The organism is Arthrobacter sp. JCM 19049 (assembly GCF_001310435.1).
Map to the genome: position 1 here is coordinate 1 of NZ_BAXF01000010.1, position 23,198 is coordinate 23,198.

General features: G+C 56.1%; 10 protein-coding genes and 8 pseudogenes. 2 read left to right on the forward strand and 16 right to left on the reverse strand.

What is annotated here, in order from left to right; translation table 11 throughout:
- The 6 genes and pseudogenes from JCM19049_RS17790 to JCM19049_RS01380 form a co-directional block, all read right to left on the reverse strand.
- On the reverse strand, nucleotides 1-201 hold a 201-nt coding region (locus tag JCM19049_RS17790), incomplete at its 3' end, for a hypothetical protein (RefSeq protein WP_374700199.1).
- Nucleotides 202-424: 223 nt separating this feature from the next.
- Nucleotides 425-1,925, reverse strand: a pseudogene (gltX, locus tag JCM19049_RS01360) (glutamate--tRNA ligase).
- A gap of 146 nt (nucleotides 1,926-2,071) precedes the next feature.
- Nucleotides 2,072-2,835 (reverse strand): annotated as a pseudogene (locus tag JCM19049_RS01365) (fumarylacetoacetate hydrolase family protein).
- A 110-nt stretch (nucleotides 2,836-2,945) separates the two neighbouring features.
- Nucleotides 2,946-3,949 (reverse strand): annotated as a pseudogene (gene galE, locus JCM19049_RS01370) (UDP-glucose 4-epimerase GalE); the annotation flags it as partial.
- A 79-nt stretch (nucleotides 3,950-4,028) separates the two neighbouring features.
- Nucleotides 4,029-5,122: pseudogene (locus tag JCM19049_RS01375) on the reverse strand (branched-chain amino acid aminotransferase).
- Nucleotides 5,123-5,246: 124 nt separating this feature from the next.
- Nucleotides 5,247-6,304, reverse strand: a pseudogene (locus JCM19049_RS01380) (3-isopropylmalate dehydrogenase).
- Nucleotides 6,305-6,505: 201 nt separating this feature from the next.
- Between JCM19049_RS01380 and JCM19049_RS01385 the strand changes: the two are divergent.
- Both JCM19049_RS01385 and JCM19049_RS01390 read left to right on the forward strand, forming a co-directional pair.
- Nucleotides 6,506-7,666: a sensor histidine kinase gene (locus tag JCM19049_RS01385; RefSeq protein WP_279402193.1), complete on the forward strand. Its 1,161-nt coding sequence runs from the start codon at nucleotides 6,506-6,508 to the stop codon at nucleotides 7,664-7,666.
- Between the two features lie 6 nt (nucleotides 7,667-7,672).
- Nucleotides 7,673-8,362, forward strand: coding sequence for a response regulator transcription factor (locus JCM19049_RS01390; protein ID WP_279402194.1), 690 nt, complete (start codon nucleotides 7,673-7,675; stop codon nucleotides 8,360-8,362).
- An 88-nt stretch (nucleotides 8,363-8,450) separates the two neighbouring features.
- Here the strand turns inward: JCM19049_RS01390 and metG are convergent.
- The 10 genes and pseudogenes from metG to JCM19049_RS22950 form a co-directional block, all read right to left on the reverse strand.
- A pseudogene (metG, locus tag JCM19049_RS01395) lies at nucleotides 8,451-10,000 on the reverse strand (methionine--tRNA ligase).
- 57 nt (nucleotides 10,001-10,057) lie between these two features.
- On the reverse strand, nucleotides 10,058-11,071 hold the full coding sequence (locus JCM19049_RS01400) for an NYN domain-containing protein (RefSeq protein ID WP_054820569.1): 1,014 nt from the start codon (nucleotides 11,069-11,071) through the stop codon (nucleotides 10,058-10,060).
- A 108-nt stretch (nucleotides 11,072-11,179) separates the two neighbouring features.
- The gene (gene wecB, locus JCM19049_RS01405) at nucleotides 11,180-12,364 is read right to left on the reverse strand and encodes a non-hydrolyzing UDP-N-acetylglucosamine 2-epimerase (protein ID WP_054820570.1); all 1,185 of its coding nucleotides are present in this window, start codon (nucleotides 12,362-12,364) and stop codon (nucleotides 11,180-11,182) included.
- A gap of 30 nt (nucleotides 12,365-12,394) precedes the next feature.
- A pseudogene (wecC, locus tag JCM19049_RS01410) lies at nucleotides 12,395-13,625 on the reverse strand (UDP-N-acetyl-D-mannosamine dehydrogenase).
- A gap of 122 nt (nucleotides 13,626-13,747) precedes the next feature.
- Complete coding sequence (locus JCM19049_RS22945; protein WP_374700200.1) at nucleotides 13,748-14,017, reverse strand: glycosyltransferase; 270 nt, start codon at nucleotides 14,015-14,017, stop codon at nucleotides 13,748-13,750.
- Nucleotides 13,954-15,498 carry a glycosyltransferase gene (locus JCM19049_RS17795; RefSeq protein ID WP_279402195.1) on the reverse strand — a complete coding sequence of 515 codons (1,545 nt, stop codon included), beginning with the start codon at nucleotides 15,496-15,498 and terminating at the stop codon, nucleotides 13,954-13,956. The genes JCM19049_RS22945 and JCM19049_RS17795 overlap by 64 nt, the downstream gene beginning before the upstream one ends.
- 5 nt (nucleotides 15,499-15,503) lie before the next feature.
- Nucleotides 15,504-16,694 carry a glycosyltransferase family 4 protein gene (locus JCM19049_RS01420; protein WP_054820572.1) on the reverse strand — a complete coding sequence of 397 codons (1,191 nt, stop codon included), beginning with the start codon at nucleotides 16,692-16,694 and terminating at the stop codon, nucleotides 15,504-15,506.
- 36 nt (nucleotides 16,695-16,730) lie between these two features.
- Nucleotides 16,731-18,431: a glycosyltransferase gene (locus JCM19049_RS01425; protein ID WP_306420615.1), complete on the reverse strand. Its 1,701-nt coding sequence runs from the start codon at nucleotides 18,429-18,431 to the stop codon at nucleotides 16,731-16,733.
- 392 nt (nucleotides 18,432-18,823) lie between these two features.
- Nucleotides 18,824-20,962, reverse strand: coding sequence for a glycosyltransferase (locus JCM19049_RS17800; protein ID WP_279402197.1), 2,139 nt, complete (start codon nucleotides 20,960-20,962; stop codon nucleotides 18,824-18,826).
- 581 nt (nucleotides 20,963-21,543) lie between these two features.
- Nucleotides 21,544-22,824, reverse strand: a pseudogene (locus JCM19049_RS22950) (DDE-type integrase/transposase/recombinase).
- Nucleotides 22,825-23,198: the final 374 nt, after the last annotated feature.

Sequence of the window (23,198 nt, forward strand, 5' to 3'; positions counted from 1 at the left end):
ACCTAGAGCCGATAGCGTCTCAAGGTGCTCGTGAACGTCTGGGAAGGGCTTCCAGGCGCTTCGAACCCGGGATTCGCAGCTTTGCACCCAGCCTGTCAGCGCCAAGGCATCTGACGCCGGAACTGAAGCGAGGTCATACCTCCGCTGTACGCGCAGAATACGTTGTTCAAGAAACGTCAGTTCTCCGGCCATGTAGCGCATAGGCGTGGGCTCCATCATCGGCAAAGTCGCCAGCAATCTGTAGCCGCAGCGCGTGGTTCACGACGCAGAAATCGTCGTGAACCACGGCCAGGAACCCGTCGACCGCAGCACTACGCAGATCTACGAGCGTATCGTCAACATCAAAAAACGCCCCCGACGACTCCCGAAAGAACGGGAGCGTCGAGGGCGTCGGCTGTTTCAGCCGCAGCGGCGATAACCGTTTCTAGCGGCCTTCACCAAAGGCCCGAAGCCGATTGAGGCTTGATTCCCTGCCCAGGATCTCCATGGACTCGAACAGCGGCGGTGAGACCTTCTTGCCGGAGACCGCCACGCGGGCCGGACCGAAGGCATGACGCGGCTTCAGTTCCATCTCCTCGACGAGCTTTGCCCGCAGGCTTCCTGGATTGCCGCTGCACTCCACTCGGTGAGCGGCTCCAGTGCCTGGATGGAGGCCTGGACAACCTCGCCAAGATTGGCCGGCATGCCCTTCAATGCCTTCTCATCCACGGTGATCTGCTCGTCGGCCAGGAAGAGGAAGGCCATCATGTCGGCCGCTTCTCCCAGCAGGCCCACACGCTCCTGGACCAGTGGTGCTGCAGCATCCAGGATCTGCGCCTCCCGCTCGCTCAGTTCCTCACCGACCAGGCCCGCGGCCTGCAGGTAGGGAACAAGCCGGTCCCTGAAGTCCTGCGGCTCCAGCATGCGCACGTGGGTGCCATTGATGGCTTCGGCCTTCTTCTGGTCGAAGCGTGCCGGGTTGGAGAGCACGTCCTTCACGTCAAAGGCCTCAATCAGCTGCTCCCGGGTGAAGATGTCTTCATCCGCGCTCAGCGACCAGCCAGCAGTGCCAGGTAGTTCAGCAGCCCTCGGGGATAAAGCCGCGTTCCCGGTGCAGGAAGAGGCTGGATTCCGGATCACGCTTGGACAGCTTCTTGTTGCCCTGGCCCATGACGTAGGGCAGGTGACCGAAGCGCGGCATGTACTTGGCTACGCCAATGTCATGCAGCAACGCGTAGAGGGCGATCTGGCGCGGGGTGGATGAAAGGATATCCTCGCCACGCAAGACGTGGGTGATCCCCATCAGCGCATCGTCGACCGGGTTCACCAGGGTGTAGAGCGGCTTCCCATTGGCGCGCACCACCACGAAGTCCGGGACCGAGCCCGCCTTGAAGGTGATTTCCCCGCGGACCAGGTCAGTGAAGCTCAGATCGGTGTCGGGCATGCGAACGCGCAACACCGGCTCGCGGCCTTCTGCCTTGAACGCGGCAACCTGCTCATCGGTCAGCTCGCGGTCAAAATTGTCGTAGCCGAGCTTGGGGTCACGACCGGCAGCTCGGTGGCGGGCCTCAATCTCCTCCGGGGTGGAGTAGGACTCGTACAGATGACCGGCAGCGCGCAGTTTGGCAATGACATCCTGGTAGATGTCGCTGCGCTGGGACTGGCGGTACGGCTCGTGCGGTCCGCCGACGTTCACCCCTTCATCAGTCGATGCCCATCCAGTCCAGCGCGTCCAGCAGCTGGTTGTAGCTTTCTTCGGAGTCGCGGTTGGCGTCGGTGTCTTCGACACGGAAGATCATCTTGCCCCCGGTGTGCCGGGCGTAGGCCCAGTTGAACAACGCGGTGCGGATCAGGCCTACGTGCGGAGTGCCGGTTGGCGAGGGGCAAAAGCGAACCCGGACGGGAGTGTCATCGGTTACTGCGGGAATCAGCGATAGATCAATCATGATGACTTCATTCTATGCCCACTTCTACGGGCCGCTCCATTCTGCGCTAGAAAGGGCGCAAAGAGAAGCAGGACCTCTGGTTATCCACCTAAAGGTCCTGCTCAAATTTTTCACTTAGCGTCGTAAAGCGCTGAAAGCTTCAATTCTCAGCGACGGAAAATGTTGCCAAGACTACCGATCTCTTCGACCTCGACCTCAACGCGGTCCCCCTCACGCACCTCTCCCACGCCTGCAGGAGTTCCTGTCAATATCACATCCCCCGGCAACAGCGTGAAGGCTTCAGAAGCTCGGGCAACAAGTTCGTGAACTGACCAGATCAGTTCGTTCGTGGAGCCGTCCTGCTTCACCTCGCCATTGACCCTGGTGACAATCCCAACGTCGTCAGGATTGTCCAGCTCGGTCTCGATCCATGGGCCAGGGGGCATGAACCATCAAAGCCCTTGGCGCGAGCCCACTGCAGGTCGCTGCGCTGGGCATCCCGGGCGGTTAGATCGTTTGCCGCCGTGTAGCCGAAGATGACTTCGGGCACTTTTTCCACGGGAACGTCTTTGCAAATGCGTCCGATCACCACGGCCAGCTCCCCCTCAAAGGAGACTTCGTCGGAAAACGAAGGAAGCGTGACCGGTTCATTGTGTCCCACCACAGAGGTGTTGGGCTTGAGGAACATGATCGGCTCCGGCGGTACCTCATTGCCCAGCTCTTCAGCGTGTTTGCGATAAGTGCGTCCGAAGGCCACCACCTTTGAGCGAGGAATGATGGGGGCCACCAGGCGGACATCGTCGAGCTCGTGGCTTTGTCCGGTCGGTTTGATGCCTTGGAAGAACGGGTCGCCCGCCAGCGTGTGGACTTTTTGCTCTTCGACCACGCCGTACAGCGGATCAGCGTCTACTACGAATCGTGCAATGCGCATTGCTTTACCTAGTTACTTTCTTTGGCTTTCTTGGGATCTGAGACGCGTCGCGCCGCCAGAAGCAGCTCGTCATTAATCTGCTCATCGGTAGCTGAAGAGTCCTCGTCCGGGAAACCGGTGGGATTGTTCTCCTGCCAACGCCACATGTCGCGGACCATCTGCTCCAATCCACGCTCGGATTTCCAGCCCAGCTCGAGCCGCGCCTTAACTGGATCAGCATAATTTTCAGCGACATCCCCGGGCCGACGCTCAACGATTTGATAGGGAATCTCTTTCTCCGCTGCCCGTCCAAAGGCCTCGATCACCTCCAGCACGCTGGAGCCTTCACCCGTCCCCAAGTTCCAAACAAAAGATCCGGTGCGGTCTGAAAGATAGTCCAGGGCGGCCAGGTGTCCGGACGCCAGGTCGACGACGTGGATGTAGTCGCGCACGCCGGTGCCGTCCACCGTTGGATAGTCTCCGCCGAAGACGTTGACCTGCTCACGGCGTCCGATCGCTACCTGTGCCACGTAGGGCATGAGGTTGTTCGGGATTCCCTGGGGGTCTTCCCCGATACGTCCCGACTCGTGGGCCCCTACCGGATTGAAGTAGCGCAGGGCGGCAATGGACCATCGGTCATCTGCCGCCGCAAGCTCTTCAAGCATCTCTTCGATGTGAAGCTTGGTGCGCCCATACGGGTTGGTTGCGCTGCGCGGGGTGGATTCCACCAGGGGAAGCTCGGTCGACTCGCCGTACACCGTGGCCGACGAACTGAAGACCAGCTGACGGCATCCGGAAAGTTCCATGGCGTCCAACAGATTCAAGGTGCCGGTGACGTTGTTGCGATAGTACATCAGGGTTTTGAGACCGACTCACCGACGGCCTTCAATCCGGCAAAATGTATTACTGCATCGGGAGCTGCTTCAACGACAACCTCGTTTAGGCGATCAGCATCCAGCAAATCAACGTTGAAGAAGCGAGGGGCCCGACCGGTGAGGGCAGAGACACGACGCAGCGATTCAGGCGAGGAGTTGCTGAAGTTGTCGACAACGTACACCTCGTGCCCTTCTTCGAGCAACAATAGAACGGTGTGGGAGCCGATGTACCCGGCTCCACCGGTGACAAGTACGCGCATCGTATTCCTTTAGCTTCGCGGACGAATGGCTCGGACTTCAAGGAAAAGCCCGAGCCATTCTATCGATATTGCTTGCTCGTTAGGCCAGCTGCTCCAGCCAACCGTGGCGGTCTTCCATCGTTCCCAGCTGGATGCCCAGCAGTTCTTCACGAATGGCCATGGTGACTTCCCCGGCAGCGGCCTGAGGATCCCCAATGATCTCGTCCCCATTCTTCAGAACACCGATCGGGGTGATCACGGCCGCGGTTCCGCAGGCGAAGACTTCGCTGATGTCACCGCTGTTGACTCCTTCACGCCATTCATCCAGGGTGATGGTTCGTTCCTCGACCTTCATCCCGCGGTCCTTGGCGAGCTGCAGCACCGATTCACGGGTTACGCCCTCCAAAATGGTTCCGGTGAGAGCCGGGGTGACCAGTGTTCCATCCTTCATGACAAAGAACACGTTCATTCCACCAAGCTCTTCGACGGCATTGTTGTTGAACGGATCCAGGAAGAGAACCTGCTTGCATCCGTTGGCCTCGGCTTCCATCTGGGCGACCAGGGAGGCTGCGTAGTTGCCACCGCACTTGGCATTGCCGGTGCCGCCGCGACCGGCGCGGGCGTACTTGGTGGAGACCCAGATGGACACCGGCTTCAGCTCGCCGCCGAAGTAGTTGCCGGCCGGCGAACAGATCACGCGGTAGGACACTTCACGTGCTGCCCGCACTCCGAGGAAGGCCTCGGTGGCTATCATGAACGGGCGAATGTACAGCGACTCGCCTTCTTCGGAAGGAACCCACTGAACATCTGCCTTCACGAGCCTGCGCAGGGACTCCACAAACAGCTCTTCATCGAGCCGCGGAAGAGCCAGACGGGCCGCGGAGCGGTTGAGGCGTGCGGCGTTCTTGTCGGGCCGGAAGGTCCAGACGGTGCCATCTGCGTGGCGGTAGGCCTTCAGGCCTTCAAAGATTTCCTGCCCATAATGCAGCACCGAGCGGCCGGATCCAGGGCAATGGGCCCGTAGGGTTCAATCCGTGCATCATGCCAGTTGCCGCCCTCGCCATTTTCGTTGGCGGTCCAGTCAATCACGGCGGTGTGATCCGTAAAGAAGTCACCGAAACCCGGGTTCGCCAAGATGCGGGCGCGCTCTTCGTCGGTGGCGCGATTCGTTGAGAGATGTTCGGTGAATTCCATATCGACCTAGGACTTCCTTACTTCGGTGACGAAAAACGGGTGCCCACGCCTAAAGCGGAACACCCGTTCGTGGTTGCGCCCATCAGGGAAGATTCACTTCGCCAGCTGGGCTTCTATGTGTAGCTTATGCCAGCAGTGACACAATTGCATCGCCGATTTCGGCCGTGGTGCGCTGATCGGTCAATTCCTGCCGTGAGGTGATCTCTTTTTCGACAGCCTGCTCAACCGCGGCGGCTTCCTTGGATAATCCCAGGTGGTCAAGCATCAACGACACGGACAGGATCGCTGCCGTGGGATCGGCTTTCTGCTGCCCAGCGATATCCGGCGCAGAGCCATGCACCGGCTCGAACATGGACGGATAGGTCCGGTCCATGTTGATGTTGCCGCTGGCGGCCAAGCCAATGCCCCCGGTGATGGCGCCGGCCTGATCGGTCAGGATGTCGCCGAAAAGATTGTCGGTGACAATGACATCGAACCGCGAGGGGTCGGTGGTCAGGAAGATGGTGGCGGCATCCACGTGCAGATAATCGTGGGTCACCTCCGGGAAGTCCGCCGCTACGGCCTCGGCCGTACGACGCCACAAGTGTCCAGCATGTACGAGGACATTGTGCTTATGCACCAGCGTTACGTGCTTGCGGGAGCGTGCCGCAGCTCGGGTGAAGGCATCACGCACCACGCGCTCCACGCCATAGGCGGTGTTGACCGAAACTTCGGTGGCAATTTCGTGGGCCGTATTCGTTCGTACCGATCCCCCGTTGCGACATATGGTCCCTCGGTGCCTTCCCGCACCACGATGAAGTCAATGTCGCCAGGATTGGCCAGAGGACTCTCAATTCCCGGGTACAGCTTGGCTGGCCGCAAGTTCACAAAGTGATCGAGGGAAAAGCGCAGCTTGAGCAGCAGTTCGCGTTCAATAAGCCCGGAAGGGATGCGTGTATCCCCCGGCGCGGCACCGACGGCTCCGAAGAGGATGGCGTCGTGCTTCTTGATTGACTCCAGGGTTTCCGTGCTCAGGCTTTCCCCTGTGGCCAGCCAGTGCTCGGCTCCCAGTGCGTAATCCGTGAGTTCGACCTGCGTGGCGCTGGCGTTGGTGGCAACTTTCAGAACCTTAACGGCTTCGGCGACAACCTCGGGCCCGATGCCGTCCCCGGGTATGACTGCAATATTCAATACGTTTCCCATGTTTAGATCCTAACCGGCGGAATCCAACATGTGAGAAGTCGTCTCAATATATGAACTCAGTTGTAATCTCCTCTCATTTTCAACCCTGGGCATGAGGTTTGGTCTGCTTCTGTTCAGTACCCTGAGAGGAACAGTAGGAAAATCACGAGTGGGCACCTTTTCTTGGAACTCTTAAGTCTTCACCGGCGCATCGATCAGTGGGTGCGGGACAACCCGTATCGCGTGGACGCCATTGCCGGGTCCTTCTACACACTCTTCTGCGTATCCGGCAGCTTCGGCCTGGTCTACGGAGTGGGAACATCCGTTGTTGTTCTGATTGCGTTCCTACAGTCGGCGCCGCTGATTGTCCGACGACGCTTTCCCTGGCCAGCCACTGTAGTTGTCGTTGTCGGCCACCTTTTGCAGCTGTTGCACGGCAACTACTTTTTGCCCTCGCAATTTTCAGTGCCAATCCTCGTCTACACCATGGCCAAATACGGCAAGCGCTGGCAGTCGCTGACCACTCTGGGCATAGGGATCTTCGGCGCGCTGGCGGCAACTGTGCGGATGTTCTCCAATCTGCCCTATGCTCAGCCCCTCTCCTTTGACACCTTCGTATCCTTCGTGGGGCTCTCCTTGATTGTCCTGGTCTCCTGGACGTTTGGTGACTTGGCAAGGACACGCAGACTGACAATGGATGCCCTGCGCGACCACGCCAAGCGGCTGGAACTGGAACGCCAGTACGAACGTGACTTGGCGGCCTCCGACGAACGAAACCACATTGCCCGGGAAATGCATGACATCGTGGCCCACTCACTGTCGGTCATCATTACCCAGGCCGACGGTGCACGTTATGCCGCCGCGAAGGATCCGCAGGTCGCCATCGACACGTTGAAAACCGTCGCCGACACGGGGCGTTCGTCATTGCGGGAGATGCGGCGCCTGCTCGGAGTACTCCGAACGGGCCACGGAGCAGACAATCGGCCACTGCCCACGCTGGCAGATATCCCTGATCTAGTTGGCACCGTCAGGCGCGCGGGCTTGGAAGTGGGTTTGGCGTTGCAGGGAACGCCGCGACGCTCCCTTCCCGCTGGCGCAGAGCTCACCGGGTATCGCTGTGTGCAGGAGGCTCTGACGAACGTAGTCAAGCACGCTGGCGCCAGCGCGAGCGCCGAAGTTTCCCTCTCCTGGGGAACACGAGGCCTGGATATCAGCGTTGAAGATGACGGACGAGGTGCCGGAGCCCTATCCAGTGAAGGTACCGGACAGGGGTTACGAGGCATGGCCGAGCGGGTTGCCCTATACGATGGGGAATGCGCGGCCGGCCCGGAACCGGGTGGAGGTTTCAAGGTCTCAGTTTTCATCCCTTACTCGGAGGACTAAAAACACGTGGGCGATACAGAGCAAATCAAAGTCGCATTGGTTGATGACCAGCTGCTGGTGCGTAGCGGCTTTCGAATGTTGATCAACTCCCAAGACGACATGCAAGTGATCGCGGAGGCCGCCAATGGCCGGGAGGCGTTGGCGTCGACGCTGTTGCCTACCGCTGATGTGATCCTCATGGATGTACGAATGCCGGAGATGGACGGCATAGAGACCACAGAACACCTTCTCCACGGAGAAAAGTACCCGGGAGCAGCTCCGAAAGTCATCGTGCTGACGACTTTCGATATGGACGAGTACGCACTCAATGCCATTCAGGCCGGCGCCAGTGGGTTCCTGCTCAAAGATGCCCCTCCGGAGGAACTTCTGGAGTCCATTCGAACTGTGAATCGAGGCGATGCCGTGATCGCGCCGTCCACCACCCGACGCTTGCTAAACCACATGGCGCCGATTCTGAAACGCAATGCGCAGCCTAATGCCAACCTGCAGGCTCTCGTTGATTCCTTAACCCGACGGGAGCGCGAAGTCTTCGAAATGATCGCCGCCGGACGATCGAATCCTGAAATCGCGCAAGATCTCTTCCTATCTGAAGCGACCGTGAAGACCCATGTAGGACATATTCTCTCTAAGCTCGGAGCGCGTGATCGGGTTCAAGCTGTCGTCATCGCCTACCAAACCGGCGTAGCTACTCCCTGACGGTAATGTCACTACGCAATGTAAATCGCAGCCCATAAAGATCCAGCCCTGGCGAGGATGCCAGGGCTGGATCTTTATCTTGCGGAGTTTACTTGGGCTCTTCGTACCTCGGGAACACCGGGCTCGGTGCCGGCAACTCGGTCCCCGGAACGAGCGCTTTGTCGAAGTTCTCAAAGGTGCGGGCAGATCCGCTACCCACAGCCAAGAGATCCATCATGGCCGTCATGGTTTGGGGCAGTACCGGCTGCAGAAGGATGGCGACCTGGCGGACCACTTCGAGGGTCACGTAAAGCACCGTTTCCATGCGGGCCGGGTCGGTCTTCTTCAGCTTCCACGGTTCTTGTTCCGCGAAGTAGGCATTGGTATCACCCAAGACATGCCAGATCGCCTCCAGAGCACGGCTGAACTCCTGCCGTGCGAAGTAGTCACGAGTGGTGTCCAAGAGCGCGGCGGCGGCATCCAATTCAGCTCGGTCAGCATCGCTGAACACCCCTGGATTCGGTACCGCTCCCCCACAGTTCTTGGCCACCATGGACAGTGAACGCTGTGCCAGGTTTCCGAAGTTGTTGGCCAGATCGCTGTTGATTCTTGCAACGATCGTTTCGTGGTTGTAGCTGCCGTCGGCACCGAACGGGACTTCACGCAGGAAGAAGTAGCGTACTTGATCGAGCCCGTACTGCTGGACAAAGTCATCCGGGGAGACGGTATTACCCAGTGACTTTGACATCTTCACACCGTTATTGTGCAGGAAGCCATGGATCATGATGCGCTTCGGCAACTCCAGCTTCGCTGACATCAGAAAAGCAGGCCAGTAGATGGCGTGGAAGCGAGAAATGTCCTTACCAATGACATGGACATCGGCTGGCCAGAACTTCTTGAATGAAGCGGCCTCGACATCGGGGAACCCGGCACCGGTCAAGTAGTTGGTCAGCGCATCCACCAGACGTACATGACGTGCTTGTCATTACCGGGAACCGGGATGCCCCAGTCGAAAGTCGTGCGTGAGATCGAAAGGTCAGTCAGCCCACCTTCAACAAAGCGGATCACTTCATTGAAGCGAGACTTGGGGGCACCGAATTCTTCCTGCTCCGCGTAAAGCTTGAGCAACTTATCTTGGTATTTGGAGAGGCGGAAGAAGTAGGACTCCTCCTCGGTCCAGGTGACCTCGGTATCGGTTTCAATGGCATAGCGAACCCCGTCTTCACGTAGTTCGGTTTGTTCCTCGGTGTAGAAGGCTTCATCACGTACCGAATACCAACCCGCGTAGGCATCGAGGTAGATATCTCCGTTGGCTTCCATACGGCGCCAGAGCTCCTGCGCTGCAGCGTGATGGTCGGCATCGGAGGTGCGGATGAATCGGTCGTAACTGATTCCCAGCTCATCATTCATCGCCTGGAAGGCATCGGAATTACGCTGGGCCAATTGGGCCGGGGTGATGCCCTCCTTCTCAGCCGTCTGCATCATCTTCTGGCCGTGCTCATCGGTGCCGGTCATGAAGAAGACGTCATATCCATCCAGACGCTTGAAACGCGCCATGGCATCGGTGGCCACTACTTCATAGGCATGACCAATATGAGGCGTGCCATTCGGGTACGAAATTGCGGTGGTGATGTAATAGGGTTTCTGCTGCGAAGTCACGTTAGTAATTTACCTTAGTTGCATGGTTGTTCAGGAGTCAGAGACGTTGTCTAGCTCTTAGGTGTACTTGTCCAACGAGCTCCAGAATGCTCCGCGCAGCACACGACGGATCTGCTGTTGGTCGGTTTTCCATTCACCGATAACCTGGGCACAGTCCTTGAGCAGCGTCCGATCGATCTCGGGCGGCAGCTGGGGACGGTCGGCCATGAGCTCCACCAATTCAAGTTGCGTGGTGCTGGCGAGCCAGGAATTAGCGACGTTTGCGCCAATTTCTTGGGCGACAGTCATTTCTTCTTGCTCATACGCAGCTTTGCCCTGAAAACCCGACTTTTCACCGCCGCTGGAGTAGATGACTTCTGACTCCGCCATCTGTTCCTGCTCCTGCTCCTGGCTGACGTTCTTCAGTCTCTGCGCCATAATCGCCGGGGTGGGGGCAGCGGGCTTCGGCTCTGATGCGACGGTTTCGGTGGGGGCGGCCGCGATCGTCGCGGACTCGGAAGCGTGGTGATCGTCCCACTCAATGACTTTGGTAAAGGAACTGTCCAATAGCTGGTCAGGGATTGTCTCAATAGCGTCTGCGGTCAGTGCCAAATGCTCTGCGACTGAGGCCACTCCCAAACGGCTCTCGTCACGCCGCACTCCCAAGAGGATGACCTTCATACCAAGATCCTGGGCTTCTTCGACCGCTTCGGCAAGGTCGTCGTCTCCCGAAACTAGATATGCAACGGATGCGGCACCATGACGCGCAACGCCGACAAGATCTAGGGCCAGACGCAGATCCACGCCCTTTTGCTCGCCGTTATAGGAGATACGGCCAAGGCGAACCTTAACACCGGGAATGAAACCAATGCGTTTGTGCTGCTCCGTGAACAGCCCGTCCTTGGACGCGTCGTACCAATAGACACGTAGATTATTCAGGCCGGTATTTTTCTTGACGGTCTGGACTATCCCCTTGATCAGGGCTTCATAATGAATAGTAAACGCGGATCGTAGCGTGGTACCCGCAGCGCGGTGTCCACCTAAGGATAGAAGAAAACCTGCATCAATAAATATGGCCGACTGGTTCATCATACGTCGATCCTACTAAGCGGTACTAGTGAACGTTGCCTGACCCCTCCGGTAGGAAAAGGAAAGGAGTCCGAAATCGTAAGATTTCGGACTCCTTTCCCTGCGATCGTGCTAAATGCTGGCCGCTCGCATCAGGTCTTCCGGATCCGGCAACTTCGAATCAAAGTCCTCCATGCGGATTCCCACGCCAAGCAACTCTGCGATTGCTGCAACGGTTCGTTCAGAGGCCTTGCCGTCACCATAGGGGTTTACTGCGTTGGCCATCTCGTCGTAGGCGTCCTGGTTGTGCAGGAGTTCGGTTACCGACTCGAAGATACGCCCCTCGTTGGTGCCGATCAGCTTAACGGTACCTGCCGCGACTGCTTCTGGCCGCTCGGTGTTCAGACGCATCACGAGAACCGGCTTACCGAGGCTTGGTGCTTCCTCTTGCACTCCCCCTGAGTCGGTGAGCACTAGCGTTGCGGCATCGATGATGCGAGTGAACTCACCATACGCCAGCGGCTCGGTCAGGGTGATGTTCGACAAGCCGTCAATTTCCGGCAATAAAGCTTCACGCACAGCAGGATTGCGGTGCATTGGCAGGATAAATTCGACATCCGGCTCAGCTGCGGAAAGACGAGCCAGCGCCCGACCGATTCCGCGCATCGGCTCGCCCTGGTTTTCACGACGGTGTGTCGTCACCAGAACAATGCGCTTGCCGGAGTTTACAAGATTCTCAAGTGTGGAATCAGAAAACGGAACTTGTTTTTCCACCACCGTCAAAAGAGCATCAATCACCGTATTACCAGTAATGACGATATCGTTCTCGCGGAAGGTCTCTCGTACCAGGTTGTTCTTGCTCAGGGAAGTCGGTGCCAGGTGTAGGCTGGCGATCTGACTCGTGAGTTTGCGGTTGGCTTCCTCGGGAAATGGCGAGAAAATGTCGTAGCTGCGCAAGCCTGCCTCAGCATGAACGACGGGAATACCGCGGTAGAAAGCGGCAATGGCGCCTGCAGTGGAGGTGGTCGTGTCGCCCTGAACGACTACGGCATCCGGCTTCTCCTTTTCGAAAATCTCATCCAACCCGCTGATGGTTTTCGTCAAAAGACCGTTGAGGGTCTGACGCGGTTGGATGACATCAAGGTCATAGTCGGGGGTGATGTCGAACAGTTCATTGACCTGATCGAGCATCTCACGGTGCTGACCAGTAACGGTTACGACGCATTCGAAACCTTCGGAGTCCTTGAGCGCCTTCACGATTGGGGCTACCTTGATGGCTTCAGGACGTGTGCCGTAGATCGGCATGATCTTCTTCATGGGGATGATTACCTTGTCGTCTAAGGGGCGTTAGCGCCACAGACCGCGCGTATCAACAACAGCTTTTCCTGCCAGCGCGGTCGCAGGAACAGCCTTGAACTGGTCGTGATCGACCAGTAGCGTAACAACGCTCGCATCCTGCAGGGCGTCCTCAGTGGACACCATGGTCAAGTTGGAGATATCGCCCAGCTGCTTGGGTAGCGCTTCTACGTGCGGTTCAACAGCTAGGAACTCGACGTCTGGATTGCCTTCTGCCAACTTTCGGGTAATGGCGATCGCCGGCGATTCTCGCATGTCATCGATGTTGGCTTTGAAAGCCAGACCCATAACGGCTACCTTGCCGTTAAAGTCCTCTGCCTTGGTGGCCTCCTTCACCTTGTTGATGACCCAGTTCGGCTTTGCGTCGTTGGTGTCACGGGCCATTTTGATGAGGCCAGATTCTTCAGGAGCCGCCGCAACGATGAACCACGGATCAACAGCGATGCAGTGTCCTCCCACGCCCGGGCCCGGCTGCAAGATATTGACACGCGGGTGACGGTTTGCCAGATTGATCAGTTCCCAGACATCGATGCCTAGCTTGTCGGAAATCACGGAAAGTTCATTAGCGAACGCGATGTTGACATCTCGGTAGGAATTTTCCACCAGCTTGGCCATTTCTGCCGTCTTCGCGTCGGTGGTCAGGATGGCGGCCTCGCAGAAAGTTTCGTACAGTTCCCGCGCCTTATCGGCGGCTTCCGGCGTGATGCCGCCGACAATACGATCGTTGGTGACCAGCTCTTCCATGACGTACCCGGGAAGGACACGCTCCGGGCAGTGCGCAATCAGCAGGTTGTCCTTGGACAAATCTGGGCGCTTGGAAAGCAGGTAATCGGCCATGTGCTCGGTCGCGCCTGGAGGTGAAGTCGATTCAAGGATGACTAGCTCTCCACCCTTGAGCTTCGGGGCGATTCCGTCGGCAGCGGCTTCGATGTAAGAAAGGTCTGCCGAGTGGTCCTCGTTGAAAGGCGTGGGCACAGCGACGATGTAGGCTTCGGCTTCAGGAGTCTCAAAGCTTGCACTCAACGTACCCTGGGAGACGGCTTCAGCAACAAACTCGCCCAGGCTGGTTCAACGAATGGAACTTCGCCCTTGTTGACAGCTTCAACGGTGCGAGGCGAGACATCGACGCCTTTACCGTAATTCCCTTGGATGCCAGGATCGCGGCGGTGGGCAAACCGATGTAACCCAAACCGATAACGGCAACTTCCTTTATGCTGTTCACTAAAGTCGCTTTCTCTCAGGTGCGTAATCACGGCCGCCGCAACGGCTATCCAGGGATGCACGCTTGGCTCAGGGATCTGTTAGCAGGGCCTTAAGAACCTTATCGCAATTCAGCCCCTCAGGTCACGAGGGTTTACTTATTAGGGTCTCGTAGATCTCGCTCAAACGATGGGCATTCGAGGACCATGTGCGCGTGCGAAGAACGAAGTCCCGGCCTGCACGCCCCATACGAGCTGCCTGGTCAGGACGTGATACCAGATCCGAAATGGTTGCCGCCCAAGCGTTGATGTCCTCAGCTTTGATCAGGTGACCATTCTCACCGTCTCTGATCAGCTCTCGAAGAGCAGGCAGATCCGAAACCAGCACGGGAACACCGCTGGCAAGAGCCTCCACGGTTTAAGCGGCGTCACGGAGCGTGTAACGGCGAGATCCCTGCGCGGCACAACAAAAGCGTTCAGACTCGCGTGGTACAAATGCGCCTCGTCCCTTGGCACACGACCTGGGAACCGGCAGATTGCCAGGATTCCTAGTTCTTGGGCGAGATTGCGGAGGTTTTCCCGTTCCGTGCCATCTCCGACGATGAGTACACGCAGCGAAGGATGGGACGGAACGAGTAATGCGGCTGCCATCAGCAGCGTGTCCAGTCCTTCGTAAGGGACGAGGCTGCTGACGGTACCGACGTAGAAGGCGTCCAATTCCAGAGACACTTTGGCCCTCGCACTGAGCCGTGGCACTGGAGCTTCAAGAAACTTGTCCCCAATTCCATTGGGAAGGACTGTGATGTTCTCTTCGGCAACGCCAGCGGCTACGAGGTTCAATTTCATGTGCTCACCTAAGGTGACCACATGATCCGCCGCTTTGGCCGCCTCAGCCTCACGCGCCTTGAATAGTCGGTAGCGTTCGGAGTCTTGTGCGGAGTCGGGACGCGTCGAAGCCCACGTGTCGGCCAGCTGACCGCGTACTTCATAAACCCACGGCAGACCGGTCGCGTGGGCCACGGCGCGCACTGATACCGCGTTGCTGAAGTCTGTGGTTGTATGCAGTACCGACGGTCGAGATGCGGTGACTAGCTTCATCAGTTCATCGCTCTGCTGCTGCAGTCGTCCCTTCAAATCGGTACGTGCGGGAAAGGACAATACACGTTGATAGGTGACCGCGTCGATGGTTTCCCGGGGCGGTGCCAACAGATGTCCGATATTCGCAGGATAATTAATCCTGGTGGCTACCGATGCTCGCCAACCGGCCGCGGGAAGCGAGGCAACTATGGAATGGGTGCGTTGAGCATAGCCACTACCCGTATACGGCAACGAATTTGTGGCGAAGTACAACACCTGTTTGTCGGGACCGCTAGTTTGGTGTTCTTGTCGCGCAATGACTGGTTTCCAACCGGAGAGTACTTGCAATTCGCTCTCATAGTGACGCAGTTGTCGAGAGGCACCGCTGTTTGAAAGCACGTCCACAGCCTCTTGCAGGTTGCCCATGTGCCATGCCATACGCGCTTGGACACGAGCCGTCGCACGGTTAGCACTAAGCTGGTCAAGGATATGCTGAGCATGGCCCCACTGGTGGACAGCGATGCAGGCATTGGCCAGCGCCAGCCCATCAGAACTTTTTCGGTCAGTATTCACTAACCAACGCTCGGACACTAAAAGTATGCGGCCGGTATCTTCAGCGAGCAAACTTAGCATTACCTCACGGAGGGTTTTGCTCATGGGTGCGTAAAGTACAAATCGAGAAATCCGCTGTAGGATCGGATTCTTGAATTTCCTCACAATTTGCAGGGCGAAGAAACTTGGATCATCCGTGATATTCGCGTATACCAAACCAACGGTGTTGACCAGATTGTGGAATTTGCTCCGTAGGTGAACAGGCATGATCTCTACTTCGATTCTTGATAACGGTCAGTCAGCCATTTGAGTTCTCGTAGGTATTGCTGCCCTAGGGTGGGCAAGGCCGCATTTCGGCGCACCCACTTGGATCCGGCATGCCCTGTCCTCAACAGACGGCGTTCTGCGTACAGATTCAAAAAGTGTTCGGCCAATGCCCGGTCAGATTGCTCAATGACTTGACCGGATCTTGAGGCACGGATGATCTCCGCTGCTTCACCTTTCACCAGGCCGGTAATGTGGCAGTCCAGGAACAGTAGCTCGTAGAGCTTCGACGGAATGGTGTGTTCAAAGCTATCCCAGTCCGAACGTAAGGTGACTAGACAGGTGTCGGCCCAAGCATAATTATCCAGGACGCTGGGACCATAGACTGGATCCTTGAAGTCGACATCAACGTCGAGCCCGGCAGCGAGTTGTCGTAAATTGGTTATCTCGGTTCCCTGACCGACAATCCGAAGCTGTACGTTGCTCTTTGCGAGGGCGGCTGCACGAATCACCAGATCAAGGCCTTGACTCCTGCCCAAGTTTCCTAAGTATAGGACACGCAACTTCTCGCCGCGTTGCGTGGTCAGCAGATCCATGCCGTACCTGTCGATGTCAACGCCGTTAGAAATAGTGATTGCTTTCCTCGCGCCCTCAGACATAAGTTTCTGCGCGAAGCCCTCGGATACAGTGACAACAAGATCACTGCGGTGGATCATAAATGTCAACATCCGGGAGACTAGAGGCTCCAGCCAGGCAAGGCGGAGGACTTGTGAATCCTGTAATAAATCGGGCCAGGCATCACGGAGGTCTACGACAAACGGCGTTCTGCGCATTCGGCTGACTAGGTAGCCCACGGCGAGTGTGGGGATCGCCGGCACCGTAGCGATTACGATTTGCGGCCGCGGGGTTCGCAGTGCCGTGGGAATACTGCGCAGTGCATCTATCGCGTGCTTGAGTAGTTTGCCTAACATGGTGCCGGGCTTCCTGATGGAGGGGTAGCGGTATACCGTCACACCTTCTGGAGGTGCCAATCGTTGGGAAATTCTAAGGAGATTCTGATCGAACACCTTCGGGGCCACCACGTCGATCTGGTGACCAGCAGACGCAAACTCCCGGGTAAAGACGCCCCACCGCCTCTGAGGCGGAGAAATATCCGGCCAAAAGGAATGCGTCAGCAGAAGTATACGCACCCGCTGCATTCCCTCCTCCGCGCCGCCCCGCCGTCAGCCGGATTCCTAAAAGAATATATGGCTGTCATTCTTACCAAACCATTGAATAGTACCAGTGGACGTGAGTTCGGCATCGCTCAAATTCCACGTGTGGTTATTCCCATCACCGCCACGCATCTGAAGAAAATTGAAGCGATCTGCAGAGTAAACGGTGCCGCCATTGCCGACGACGTCACGGAGGAATTGAGTGTCCTCCCCACGGCTGCGGCATTCGAATGGGGTCGTCTTGAACACTTCAGCATGGCCCAGCATCGTCGGGCCCATCACCAGGTTGGTGAAGCGGTGTTCCCGCTCCGCAAAACGTAGTAGTGTAGCGTCAGATTGCCCGAGGTACATGTAATGGGCCTGCTTCCCTACCACGGATGCGCCGCTATATCGCAGAGCCGATACCTGATCGAAAAGATAATGCTCACCATAAAGGTCATCATCATCCATTTTGGTAATGAAATCACCATCGCACAGCTGCACGGCTTGGTTCAGGCAGTCGCCCAATGAAAAATCCTCACCGGCCCCGACCAGTTTAAAGTTCTCGATGCCAGCAGCTGACACCTTGGAATGGACTGCCTGTTCATTTATCTGGAACTTGTGCGCCACGAGGATGAGTTGAACCTGCACACCCCACTGCTTCGCTACCGTGCGAATGATGTGATCAATTTGTGACGGGCGGATGGTGGAAACCACGACACTGACCGATGGCTCGTGAGCCATGCTCAGAGGGTTCGCAAGTTTCTCATCGATACCGATCTTAGTGGCGATCGCATGGGCACGGTGTGCATAAGTGTGTTCGGACCAGATCCTTCTCTGTCCAAGATGAACGGTACGGTCCCGCAGCTCAGGGCTTCGGGTCAGGCTCCGTATCGCGTGAGCGGCAGCTTCCCGGTTCCCGACTTCGATCACCTCGTTCGAAGCAAAGAAGTTGCCAATCGCGGTGCTCGGTGCCGAGATCACGGCAGCACCAGCTGCGGTGATCTCAAAGATTCGCCTGGCACACATGCTTGGTGAGTCAACCACTGAATTCACATTGAGAAATACGCTGTAGTACTTGTGGGCAGTCAGCATTTTCTCATAGGGAAGCGACCCCACAACGTGGCCGCTGAACGGATCCGGGAACTGGTACTTTTCATCGCCACCCAATTGCCGCGAGAAGATATCGAAACCTGATTCCAAGCGTGGGGCAACCATCTCTGCCCCGCCCAGAACAATGTTCATCTGCTCGCGACGTTCCGGGAACTTGTGGGCGAAGTACATCCCGGCGAAGGCTACATCCCGCCGTGGCTGAGATAAGGGTCGTACCGGATTATGGAAAACCGGCTGCGCCGCGAAACTGAGCGACTCAATACGGTCATGCCCAAGTTCTTGCTTGTAGCGAGATATCATTCGAATGTCTGATGTAAAGACGTAGTCGAATAATCTAGCAGAATCAAGAAAGTCTTCAAAGTGCGGTGGGTCTTCTTTGTTCCAGAAAACCGTCGGAATTTTTTCTGCTTTGAAAGCGTCGACCATTTCAACGAATGCAGGTCTAGGCGCGGTCGGGCCAGTTAGGTGATATTGCCACGAGTTGTTGTTCCCTGACCAAGCTGACTCTACAAATAGCAGGTCGAAATCGCTACTGAGCAGTTCATTTTTCCAGGTGGTTGGTGTCAAAAAAACACACTCCCACTCCGGAGCCCACGATTTAGCGCTGAATTCATCTAGGATAACTGCCACTCTCAGCTTCTTGACAGAGATACAGCGAGCGACAGGCTCCATTGGAGCTAGCCTAAGTCCTATGCGTTCTTCGGTCTGGGAAACGCGCGAACCGGTATTTCTAACATCTTTAACAAATTCACGTCGTCGATACCACTCAGCGAGTTGCTCTAGCCCTCCCTTCCGAAAGTGCCAAAGCGCCTTCCGCAAATTTCGTAGACAGATTTAGTTCGCGTATCTATCAATTGAATTCCTTCAAAGTTCGACTTTATCTCCAGTGGAAATCGATTGACCATGACGTCTACTCGCCGGTTATCACGGCTCGAAACCACACTCTCGCAGGTAGCAATAGGACGCCTGGATCCAGTATCCGGGCGCCCTGTTTCTTTTCGCTAGCTCGATTCGGGAGTATTTTACCTTTTTATTCCCTTCCAAAGCTCTTCGTATGCGGAAGAAACTACAGTCGCAAGATTTTTCCAATCTCGTTCCTGAACTACCCATTCACGTGCCTGCGCACCTAGTTGTTGACGCATCACAGAATTGTCCAGTAGGCGACGGATTTCTGCAGTTAAGCTTCCCGCATCGCCCTTGGTATGCAATAAACCGTTTAGTCCGGGCGTAACGATTTCAGCCAATGCATCAACGTCTGAAGCGATAACTGCCTTACCCATTGCCATAGCTTCGAATGGCTTTAGCGGGGACACCATTTCACATACTGGCAGCGGCAGCCGTGGAAACGGAGTGATGTCAATAAGTGAGTAGTAGGATTCGACTTGCTCGTGAGGCACCCGACCAGTGAACGTTACCACGTCCCCTAGTCCCGACACCTTGACCTCATTCTGGAACTTTGGAAGCTCTGCTCCATCACCGACAATCAGGACGTGGAAATCCTCACGTTCGGATTTCAGAGAAGCAGCGGATTCAAGCATGAGCTCGATGCCCTCGTAGTCCAAGATGGAACCGACATATCCAATAACCGTCTTGCCCTGCAATCCCAGCGAATTCGCCAATGCTTCATTTCTGGGAAGCGGGGTGAAACGGGTAGTATCGACACCGTTTGGTATGATCTGTATCTTGTCCCCGTCGACCCCTCGATTGATCAGCTCTTCTTTCAAAGCACGAGTGATTGTGAAGACACGACTCGCTCCCCGTGCGGCGTCAGCTTCCATCCGGGCCATGAACTTGAACATGTTCCCTTGAGCCCACTCCGGGTTCCTCGACCCTCTCGTGACTTCCCACAGGCCACGAACCTCGTAAACTGAAGGAATCCCAAGCTCGCGAGCGGCTTTTACAGCTGCTAAACCGTTCCAATGATTTGAAGCAGCATGAAGTATAGCTGGCTTTTCGTTCAGAGCGGCTGTTTTAAGAGCTGAAGAATAACGAGTCACGTACTCATATAATGGATTCTTCTTCTCTATATCCATGCCATTTAGAAGACGTCGGTACACGACGGTGTCAACTTGCGTGTCCGATGGAATCTCTCCAATATCAGCCATGCCCGGCATATCATATGGATAGCCCAAGCGTGTAACTCCATCCACAGTCCAGTTCGTGGTATTAAGTTCGGTCAATAGTCCATGAGTTCTTGTGGCATATCCTGCTGAATGAAATGGGAGACTATTATGGAGTAAGTAAAATACCTTTTTGTTAGATACCTCGAACGCAGGATTTTCCCTTACTTCAGGAAAAACAAACCCCTTTTTGCCAAGGAGATAGTTCGACGGATTCTTGTCATCAAGAATAGTAGCTAATTCTCTCGCCCATTTATCACCCGGCTTGACCGTCAAGTAAATAGCTGCGTACTTCGAAGCTGCGCTCATTTTTTCCGAGGCCCTGGAGCGACGAATTGCACGACGTAAGGAGCGCTCCGGAATATCGGCCTTAGGGAGAGCTCTAAGTGCTTCGATAGCAGCACTAGGTTTGCCCCGTGCGAGCCACAAATGCGCTAATACCAACGGCCTTTCAGGAAGTTTTGTAATTTCATTGAGAATCCCTTCTAAATTCGTGTTATTCCCCAACTCAAGGTGAGCAGTTGAAACCGCACGAGCGATGGGATCGGAACTTTTATTAGCAATTTCCGCTAAACTATCCAGTTTTTTATGCGGAATAAGGAAATCAAGTGCATCACGGTGTCGCCCAGGCTTGTGAACTACACTTTCATTGAACCGATTGAGTGCTTGCGTGATTATTGCATTGTCCACTCCGAGGTTCCGCCCAAGCTCGAAAAGGAACTCCATCCCGTCTGGAGACGAGGGGTCAGCAGTCAATAAGAGCTGTGTAATTTCTAATGCTAACGTCGACTCATTAACGGAAATTAAGAAATTAATATAGTTTAGAAAAGCTCCACTGTTGCTCGGATCCAACATAATAGCTTCTCGATACCAGGCCTTCGCATTATCTATGTCCTTCTTATCACGCGCTGCTGCGGCTTTATTTTGCGCGACCATCGAGTTTTTTCGAGAAGTAGCATCCGACAGATCAAGACTCGAGCGATCGTTATAACGTCGGAGTGCCCGGCGTAGCCGCTGAACAAAAGCCTGGTTTTCTTTCACAGTGTCTCCATACTTCAAAATTAATTACACCAGCGGATACATTAAAATGTACAAACCACCGAACAATACAAACCTCCTACTCAGAAGTTGAGTGCCTACTCACTTCTCCTGAGCGGGACAGGTCTTGCCGGCGCATGAGTCAACATGCGGGTTCGATTTCGCACCCTAAGTTGTACGAGAGTCTTCTCTTAGGGGACGATGATTTCACGTATACATCCTATAGATAAATCCGTTGCAACGAAACTTGGCACAGTTAGGAAGTCAACCGTCCCTGCTAGAAAAAGTCAGTCCAGCTGACGACAGCTCCAGGGCCCTGTCTATCAGCTGGAAATCAATGCAACGCTTCCCGGAATTTTTCAAGTCAAGCGGTACCACGCTGAGTTAGCAGGCTGTTAGGCCCCTACTTTTTGGGAGGTTTCCTAGGGTTGGTTGATCCATGCCGGGCCGGGCAGGGCCAGGATCTTCGGGTCGGTGGTGCCTGAATGGCTTAAAACTGTGCTGAAGTGGCCTACTTTTGAGAGCTTTAATGGCCTACTTAAACTTGACGAAACACATTAGGCCCCTACTTTTTGGGAGGTTTCCTAGGGTTGGTTGATCCATGCCGGGCCGGGCAGGGCCAGGATCTTCGGGTCGGTGGTGCCGGAATGGCTTAAAACTGTGCTGAAGTGGCCTACTTTTGAGAGCTTTAATGGCCTACTTAAACTTGACGAAACATAGCCGTTGATGAACGCCCTCGCCTCCCCCAGGGACGCGAAGCGCTCAGGGAACGTTCGCCCGTACTTCATGGTCTTTAAAAGCGATTCTGAGTAAGGGTTATCGTTACTCACCTGCGGCCTGGAGTGTGATCGGGTGACTTCCAGATCCGAGAGCAACGCGGCAACGGTCTTCGAAGTCATCGAAGTGCCGCGGTCGGCGTGGACCACCTGCGGGATGCCGTGGATGCCGAAAATCTCCTTCATCATTTCCGCCGCCAGGATCGCCGCTTCGCTCGCGTGTACCTGCGCACCGACAATGAACCGCGAATGGATATCGATCATCAGGTAGCAGTCGAAGTACTTGCCCTTGACCGGACCGGCCAGCTTCGTGATATCCCACGAATACACTGCCCCGGGGCGGTGGCCACCAGTTCCGGGATGGCATGGGGTGGATGCTTGGCCAGGGCCCGGCGTTCCTTGACCTGCCGGTTTTCCTCCAGGACCCTGTAGAACGTGGAGACCGAGCCAGGTAGATGCCCGCGTCGAGCAACTTCGAGTAGACCTGCAGGGGCGCCAGGTCCACGAACTGAGGCGAGTTCAAAGTCGCCAGGATCTTAGCCCGCTCCGCGGCGCTGAGCTTGTTCGGCGGCACCACCGGTGCGTGGCCCCGGGGCGCTGTGAACTTACGGTAGATCGCGGTGCACGAGAGCCGCAGCAGAGTAGCGGCCCGCCGCGTCGGGACAGCAAGTTCCACCAGCTGCTTGTAGGTGCCCATCAACGCTTCTTGGACTTCGGATCGTCGTTGGTGTCCTCGGAGAGAGTCTGCAAGAACGCGTGCAGTTTTCCCATCACACCAAGTGCTGCCTCGGATCGCTTCAACCGGCTCTCGCTCACCTCCAGCTGGCGGCGCAAACGCGCGATCTCGGCCTGTTCCGGGGATAGTTTCCCAATTTTCTCCCCGGCCTTCTTGCCCTGCAGGACCCCGGCATCGCGCAGCTTGCGCCACTCGGTGATCTGTGAGGAATACACTCCCTGCTCCCGAAGGAACGCACCACCTTCCTGACGGGTGCAGGCGTCCTCGTACTGGGCCAACAACTCAAGCTTCTGCACTGGGGTATACGACCGGCGAGGGGTCGGTCCACCGGCACGCGGTCCGGAACTACTCATGGATCCATCTAGGCGTACTTCGGCCAAAACTAGATTAGACATACTGATTGGTTTCCTGGTTCTTGCCTTACGTGATCGAGCGACTTGCTCTTTCACCGTGGTACCGCTCCAGCCTGACACGTAGGGATACCAGTACACCGGTTGTTGAGCCGCCGCCACGGAGGATGAACTCGTTATCTTTGATGACCAGATAGCGACGCCAAGCATGCCGGGCGGTGTGAGCGTCCCAAGCAATTCCCAAGGAAAAACGTCCATCGCGACCACCTCGGATCAGCCTGATTCAGGTAAATGGTGGGTGAGCGCATCTCCACCCAAGGGATTTGCTTCATACGGCACCACCTAGCCGGGTATTCCATGGCAACGGCAGTCATTAA